Origin of the sequence: Mesorhizobium sp. M2A.F.Ca.ET.037.01.1.1 (assembly GCF_003998075.1) — a bacterium.
GTDB lineage: Bacteria > Pseudomonadota > Alphaproteobacteria > Rhizobiales > Rhizobiaceae > Mesorhizobium.
Genome location: NZ_RZSA01000214.1, coordinates 1 through 7,853, shown reverse-complemented (window position 1 = coordinate 7,853; position 7,853 = coordinate 1). Strand labels below are relative to the sequence as shown.

Below are 7,853 nucleotides of genomic sequence, written 5' to 3'. Positions count from 1 at the left end.
TGATGAAATCGTAGCCGGCGCGGGGCGCATAGGGACCGTCCTGGCCGAAGCCGGTGATCGAGCAATAGACGAGGCGCGGATTGATCGCCTTCAGGCTTTCATAATCGAGGCCGTATTTCTTGAGGCCGCCGAGCTTGAAGTTCTCGATCAGCACATCGACGGTGGCGACCAGCTTGCGCAGCGTCTCGGCGCCTTCGGGCTGGGAGAAATCGATGGCGATTGAACGCTTGCCGCGATTGCAGGAGTGGTAATAAGCGGCCGAGAGGTTCTCGCCGTCATGGCTCATGACGAAGGGCGGGCCCCATTTGCGGGTATCGTCGCCGCCGTCCGGGCTCTCGACCTTGATGACGTCGGCGCCGAGGTCGGCCAGCAATTGGCCGGCCCAGGGGCCGGCCAGGATGCGGGCAAGTTCGATAACGCGGATGCCTTTCAGCGGGGGTTCGGCCATGGATCACCGTGTTCTAACGAAAGGCAGCCTCTAGCAACCCGCACCGGTCGTGTCACGACCCCATGCAGTAGGCCAAGCCGGATCAGGGTTTCAGCACGCTGTCGGCCCAGGCGGCGAAATCGTTCATGACGGTGTCGCGGTTGATCTCGTTCAAGCTTTCGTGGCGGGTGTCGGCGTAAACCTTTGAAACCAGATTCGAAAAGCCCATCGCCTGCATGCGCTTTGCCAAATGATGCACGGCCTTGCCGTAGTCTGACGCAGGATCCTTCTCGCCGCCGAGAAGGTTGACGAAGAGGTCGCGCCGAACGCCGGCAAAGCTGGAATCCTTGCCGGCGTGCTGCGCCATGTTGACGACATCGCGCCACATCGAGATCGAGGCGTCCCAGCCGCAGAGCGGGTCGGCGACATATTTGTCGACCTCGATCGCGTCGCGCGAGAGCCAGTCGAATAGGGTGCGGTGGTTGGGCACCGCCTTGCCCCAGGCCTGGAAGGTGAGCTTGGGCAGGAGGCGCGATGGCACGTCGGAGCCCAGCCGCATGCGTTCCCAGCCGAGGATGAGCAGTGCCAATTGGCCAAGAAGCCCTTGCGAGAAATTGCCGTTCCAGATCGCGGCAGCATGCACGCGTTCGGAATGACGCAGCACGAAGTTGAGGGCTATCGAGGCGCCCAACGAATGCCCGAAAACGATCACCGGCAGTCCCGGATGCTCTTTCGCGATCAGGTCGTGAACGGCGTCAACATCGGTGATCACCTTGGCGATGCCGTTGCTGTCCGCGAACTTGCCGAGCTGCGCGTCGGGCGCCTTCGTCGCGCCATGGCCGCGATGGTCATGGGCGTAGACGTGGAATCCGTGCGGCGCGAGGTAATCGGCAAAGCGGGCGTAGCGCGCAGCATGCTCGGCCAGACCATGGTTGATCTGCACCACGGCGCGTGGCTTCGCCTCAGCGTGTTTCACATAGAGGTTGAGCTCGGCCCCGGTCGGTGAGGCCAGCCTGGTTTGCTTGTCGAATGGCATGTCTCGCTCCCTTGGTGACTGTTGGGCAAGGGCGCCACGTACGTCAAGTGGACGGGCGCGCTTGCGAACACGCCGATGGAGCGCTCAGCTGGGGATTGTTTTTTCGCACGGTGAAAAAAGATCGCAATTCTGACACGTCGGCTGTTCTAGTGTGACGAATCCAATACGGATCAATGATCGCCGGAGAGCGGGAATGCGGGTTTGGGCATTGTGGGGTTCAATGGTGCTGGCTCTGGTCGGCGCCGGCGCGGCGCATGCCGACGTGAAGATGAGCGGAACTTTCGTGGCCGACAGCGCCTGTCCGGCGACGCAGGCGATCAAGAACGGTAAGAACCCCGGCAACATCTCGACCGAAGCAGGCAAGTCCTACGATCTTCTTGCCGGCAACAAGGACGAGCCGACCCATTATCTCATCCAGGTGCCGGGCGCCGACCCCGAGCGGCGCTGGGTGAAGATCAGCTGCGGCCATGTCAGCGGCGGCAGCGCGGCGACCACCTCGGCGCCGTCCGGCCAGACCAAGCCGTCGGCCTCCGGAAAACCCGAATATGTCTTTGCGCTGAGCTGGGAGCCGGCCTTCTGCGAGACCAAGGCAAGCAAGCCCGAATGCAAGGCGCAGAATCCCACCGAGTTCGATGCCTCGCATTTCACGCTGCATGGATTGTGGCCGCAGCCGAACGGCAATTTCTATTGCCAGGTGCCGGCGGCCGACAAAGCCAATGACAATCCGGCGCATTGGGGAGATTTGCCGCCGGTAAAGCTCGACGCGAACACGCGCGCCGAGCTCGACCAAGTGATGCCAGGCACCGCCTCCAAGCTGGAGCGGCATGAATGGATCAAGCACGGCACTTGCTACGGCAAGAGCCAGCAGGAGTATTTCTCCGATGCGCTCAATCTGATGCGGGCGGTGAACGCTTCCCAGGTGCGCGATTTCTTCACCAAGAACATCGGCAAGCAATTGACCTCCGACCAGATCCGCGGCGCCTTCAACGCGGCCTTCGGCGCCGGCGCCGGGGACCGCGTGCGCGTCTCCTGTCTGGTCGACCCGTCGAGCGGCCGGCGTCTGATCGGCGAGATCACGCTCGGCCTGTCAGGCCCGATCGGGCCCGACAGCAAGCTCGCCGACCTCCTCATGGCGTCCGCGCCGACAGCCAAGGCCGGCTGTCCGAAGGGGACGGTCGACGCGATCGGTTTCCAGTAGGCGGGATTGATTGAGCAGGCCGTTCTTGGTCAGGCCGATCTGGGCGTCGCCTGGATGATGATCGGCTCGCTGCCTGGCTCCCCGACCACGCGGTCGCGGCCGCTGAATTTGGCCTTGTAGAGACGCTGATCGGCCAGCGCGAAAATGTCGGCAAGGGAGCGCGTCGTCTCGCTGACGGTGGAGACGCCGGCGCTCACCGTGATGTTGAAGCGGGCAGTATGCCCCGAGGTCTTGGTGGCGTTCCTGATGGTCTCCCCGAGCAGCCTGGCGGGCGCGTGCGACTGTTGCGTCAGTATGGCGAATTCCTCGCCGCCGATCCGGAACACCTGATCGTTGCCGCCGATCGTCTCGGCCAGCAGCGCGGCCATCGATTTCAACACCTTGTCGCCCTCGGCGTGGCCGAAGCGGTCATTGATCGACTTGAAATGGTCGACGTCGACGATGAGAAGGCTAAGCGGCTTGCCCATCCTGATGGCGGCCGTGACCGCGGATTCGCCGTCGGCATCGAAGCTGCCGCGATGCAGCAGGCCGGTAAGACCGTCGCGGCCGACATATTTGACCAGGGCCTCATAGCGTTCGCGTTAGGTGAGGGTGTCGAAGATGTCGGAGAGGCCGCGCGGTACGGCGACATCATTGTCCTCGATCCATTTGAGATAGGCTATGAGCATGCCGCTATAGGCAAGCGCGGCGCCCATCTTGGCGAGCCAGCCCCCCAAGAAGACCTCGATCGGCGCGCCGGCGACGAAATGCAGCGCGGTGAAGAAGCCGGCCTGATCGAAGGTGAGCACGCAGGCGACCGATGCTAGGATGCGCATGAACGGCCTGGCGCGCAGATAGGCGCCGAGCTTCTCGTAGAGCAGGATGATCAGGATGGCGTCGATGAAGAGCAGCGAGGTGCCCCAGACCATCAGCCAGCCCATCTCGTCGATGAAGGCGATGTCGGGCATCCTGCCGTCGGGAAGCGGCGAAACGGCGTGCAGCCGCAGGATCAGCACCAGGCCGATCATCAGGGCGTTGCCGAGCAAAAGACCGTAGATCGGTTGGCGCACGGTCGCCGCATCCTCCTTCATGTAGAGCAGAAGGATCATCACCAGCTTGCCGGAGAACAGCACGGCGGAGCCCGGCGATACCAGCCCGAACGGCAGCGCGACATAAAAGACGCTGGCGAGGTAGGTTTCGAGGAAGTGCATGACGCCGAGCGCGCAGATGAACACGCCAAGCCCGATGCGTCGCCGGAAGCGGAAAAGCGTGACCATGGCGCCGAAATACAGAACCGCTTCGGCAAGGAGCAGGGCACCGTTCAGCACGTCGTCGATCCGATCTTTCCCCGAAACCGCGGCATGGCCGCCAATTTGCCAACCTATTAGCGTTTTGAAGGCGAATGGTTAACCGCTGATTTCAGGCCATGGCCGGCGGCGGTGAAAAGCTATGGACGGAGTGGGACCGCAAAACCGGCGAATGCGCGCCGTTTGACGGCCTGCGCGCCGAAAGCGATTGCCGTGCAGCGCTTCATCGCCTACATAGCGCGCAACCCCCATTCACTTTGACACTTCAGTTTCCAGGGAAAGCGCGCGTGGCTCGCCAGTTCATCTATCACATGTCAGGCCTGTCGAAGGCCTATGGCACCAAGAAGGTGCTCGATAATGTTCACCTGTCCTTCTATCCGGACGCCAAGATCGGCATCCTCGGCCCCAACGGTTCGGGCAAGTCGACGATTCTGCGCATCATGGCCGGGCTCGACAAGGAATTCCAGGGCGAGGCGTGGCTGGCAGAAGGCGCGACCGTCGGTTACCTGGCGCAGGAGCCGCAGCTCGACAACACCAAGACCGTGCGTGAAAACGTCATGGACGGCGTCGCCAGGAAGACCGCCATCATCGAGCGCTACAACGAGCTGATGATGAACTATTCCGACGAGACGGCCGACGAGTCGGCCAAGCTCCAGGACGAGATGGACCGCCTCAATCTGTGGGATCTCGAACAGCAGGTCGAGATGGCGATGGACGCGCTGCAGTGTCCGCCGCCGGAGGCCGACGTGACCAACCTGTCGGGCGGTGAGCGTCGCCGCGTGGCGCTTTGCCGCCTGCTGCTCGAACAGCCCGACCTCTTGCTGCTCGACGAACCGACCAACCATCTCGACGCCGAGACCACGCAGTGGCTGGAAAAGCATCTGCGCGACTATCCGGGCTCGGTGCTGATCATCACCCACGACCGCTACTTCCTCGACAACGTCACCGGCTGGATCCTCGAGCTCGATCGCGGCCGCGGCATTCCTTACGAGGGTAACTACACCAAATATCTCGACGCCAAGGCCAAGCGCCTGATCCAGGAAGGGCGCGAGGACGACGCCCGTCAGAAGTCGATCTGGCGCGAACGCGAGTGGATCCAGTCCTCGCCCAAGGCGCGCCAGACCAAGTCGAAGGCGCGCATCAAGGCCTATGAGGAATTGGTCGAGCAGTCGCAGAACCGCAAGCCGACCGACACGCAGATCGTCATCCCGACGAGCGAGCGCCTCGGCAATGTCGTCATCGAGGTCGAAGGCCTCAACAAGGGCTTTGGCGACGAGCTGCTGATCGAGAACCTGTCGTTCAAGCTGCCGCCGGGCGGCATCGTCGGCGTGATCGGCCCGAACGGCGCCGGCAAGACGACGCTGTTCAAGATGATCACCGGTCAGGAGACGCCGGATGCTGGCTCGATCCGCAAGGGCGAGACCGTCAAGCTCGGCTATGTCGACCAGAGCCGCGACGCGCTCGACCCGAACAAGACGGTGTGGGAAGAGATCTCCGGCGGCGCCGAGGTCATCAAGCTCGGCAAGCACGAGGTCAACAGCCGCGCCTATTGCTCGTCCTTCAACTTCCGCGGCGGCGACCAGCAGCAGAAGGTCGGCAACCTTTCGGGCGGCCAGCGCAACCGCGTCCATCTGGCCAAGATGCTGAAGGGCGGCGGCAATGTGCTGCTGCTCGACGAACCGACCAACGACCTCGACACCGAAACGCTGGCCGCGCTGGAAGATGCGCTCGAAGCCTATGCCGGCTGCGCGGTCATCATCAGCCACGACCGCATGTTCCTCGACCGCATGGCCACGCACATGCTCGCCTTCGAGGGCGACGCGCACGTCGAATGGTTCGAAGGCAATTTCGAGGAGTATGAGAAGGACAAGCTGCGCCGCCTCGGTGCGGAAGCGGCGGCGCCACACCGCATGACGCACAAGCGGCTGACAAGGTAGCATCGGTCCGAAGGGGCGGCGAACAGAGCGAGGGTCTCAAATGGCTGACTGGTCCGCCGCCCAATATCTGAAGTTCGAGGATGAGCGCACGCGGCCCGCGCGCGATCTCGTGGCGCAGGTGCCGGTCGATTTTCCGCGCCGCGTCGTCGACATCGGCTGCGGTCCGGGCAACTCGACCGAACTTCTGGTCGAGCGCTGGCCGGACGCTCGGGTCAGCGGTTTTGACACCTCGCCCGATATGCTCGAAAAGGCGAGGGCGCGGCTGCCCAATGTCAATTTCGAGCTGGCGGACGCCGCCAAATGGCAGCCCGAGCATCCCGTCGACGTGATCTTCGCCAATGCCGTCTTCCAGTGGCTGCCGGAGCACCCGGCGGTGTTCCAGCGGCTGATTGGACTTCTGGCGCCGGGCGGCGCCCTGGCCGTGCAGATGCCGGACAATCTCGGCGAGCCCTCGCACCAGCTGATGCGCGAGACCGCGGCGGAAGTGCCGTTTGCGGCCAGGCTCAAGGGCGCCGCGCGCGGACCTCTGCCGCCGGTGTCCTTCTACTACGATCTGTTGTCGCCGCTCGCCGACCGGCTCGACATCTGGCACACGATCTACAACCATCCGCTGGCCGACGCCGAAGCGATCGTCGAATGGGTCAAGTCGACGGGGCTGAAGCCCTTCCTCGATCCGCTCGATCCGGATCAGAAGAAAGTGTTCCTCGACAGCTATACCGCCAAGATCGCCAAGGCCTATCCGAAAACCGCGAACGGCAAGGTGCTGTTGCGCTTCCCGCGTATCTTCATCGTCGCCAAACGCGCTTGAGCATCCACCACCTGAATGCCAGCGATGGTTGTCGAATTAAGCTGGAATAAACCGGGCAAATGCGACAAGTGTAGCGCCTCGCCTCGGCACCACTTGCCTCCCCTCGGACGGATTGGACATGCATCGCGTCATCATCAGCGGCATCGGCGCCGAAATCCCTGAACCCGTCATAACCAATGAGGAGCTGGTCGCAAGCTTCAACAGTTGGGTCGACACCGAGAATGCGCGGCGCGCCGACACCGGCGAGCCGCTTTTACAGAAATCGGACAGCGATTTCATCGTGCATGCCTCGGGGGTCAAGAGCCGTCATGTTATCGAGCGCGAGGGAATCCTCGATCCGACTCGCATGTCGCCGCGCATTCCGGCGCGGCCGGACGACGCGCTGTCATTGGAGGCGGAGTTCGGCATCGCCTCGGCCAGGAAGGCGCTTGCCCATGCAGGCGTCGATGGGTCAGACATCGACCTGGTGATCTGCTCGGCCTCGCACCATCAGCGGCCCTATCCGGCCATCGCCATCGAGATGCAGGAGGCGCTGGGCACTAAGGGGGCCGGCTTCGACATGGGGCTGGGCTGCTCTTCGGCGGCAGCCGCGCTGCATGTCGCCGTCAACCTGGTGAGGGCAGGGGCGCACAAACGTGTCCTGGTGTCGACGCCGGAAATCATCACCGGCCATCTCAACTTCCGCGATCGGCAGACGCATTTCATCTTCGGCGACGCCTCGGTCGCCATGGTCGTCGAGGGACTGGCGCAAGGCGAGAAGCGGCCGGGGCGTTTCGAGGTGCTCGACACACGCACCTGGACGCAGATGTCGAACAACATCCGCACCAATCTCGGCTATTACACGCGCACTGCCCAGGAGGATCCCTACATGATCAACCTGGAAGGCAATCTCATCAAGCAAGTCGGCAACAAGGTGTTCAAGGAAGTCACGGTTGCCGGGCAGAAGTTCATCGTCGAATTCCTGGCCGAGCACGGGCTGACACCGGGGGGCATCCGCCGCTTCTGGCTGCACCAGGCCAATGCGCGCATGAATGCGATGATCCTGAAATTGTCCTTCGGCCATGACGTCGACCATGACCGCGCGCCCATGGTGCTGGAGCGGCTCGGCAACACCGCCGGCGCCGGCGCAATCGTGGCGCTGTCCGAGAACCATGCCGACAT

At 63.1% G+C, this 7,853-nt stretch carries 6 protein-coding genes and 1 pseudogene; 4 read left to right on the top strand and 3 right to left on the bottom strand.

The annotated features are described in order from the left end of the window. The coding region (locus EOA27_RS13185) for a CaiB/BaiF CoA-transferase family protein (protein WP_145970337.1) at window positions 1–448 on the bottom strand (448 nt) is incomplete at its 3' end. An 82-nt stretch (window positions 449–530) separates the two neighbouring features. Next, entirely contained in the window at window positions 531–1,463 is a 933-nt protein-coding gene (locus tag EOA27_RS13180; protein WP_126081964.1) for an alpha/beta hydrolase, read from the bottom strand. 193 nt (window positions 1,464–1,656) lie between these two features. On the opposite strand from EOA27_RS13180, the gene EOA27_RS13175 reads away from it, so the two are divergent. After that, on the top strand, window positions 1,657–2,661 hold the full coding sequence (locus EOA27_RS13175; protein WP_126081965.1) for a ribonuclease: 1,005 nt from the start codon (window positions 1,657–1,659) through the stop codon (window positions 2,659–2,661). Between the two features lie 29 nt (window positions 2,662–2,690). Here EOA27_RS13175 and EOA27_RS13170 read toward each other — a convergent pair. Continuing rightward, a pseudogene (locus EOA27_RS13170) lies at window positions 2,691–3,968 on the bottom strand (GGDEF domain-containing protein). 266 nt (window positions 3,969–4,234) lie between these two features. Between EOA27_RS13170 and ettA the strand changes: the two are divergent. The 3 genes from ettA to EOA27_RS13155 all read left to right on the top strand — a co-directional run. Further along, the gene (ettA, locus tag EOA27_RS13165; RefSeq protein ID WP_126081966.1) at window positions 4,235–5,884 is read left to right on the top strand and encodes an energy-dependent translational throttle protein EttA; all 1,650 of its coding nucleotides are present in this window, start codon (window positions 4,235–4,237) and stop codon (window positions 5,882–5,884) included. A gap of 40 nt (window positions 5,885–5,924) precedes the next feature. Continuing rightward, window positions 5,925–6,692, top strand: coding sequence for a trans-aconitate 2-methyltransferase (gene tam / locus EOA27_RS13160; RefSeq protein WP_126081967.1), 768 nt, complete (start codon window positions 5,925–5,927; stop codon window positions 6,690–6,692). A 118-nt stretch (window positions 6,693–6,810) separates the two neighbouring features. Continuing rightward, a partial coding sequence (locus tag EOA27_RS13155) for a beta-ketoacyl-ACP synthase III (protein WP_127256376.1) occupies window positions 6,811–7,853 on the top strand: 1,043 nt, incomplete at its 3' end.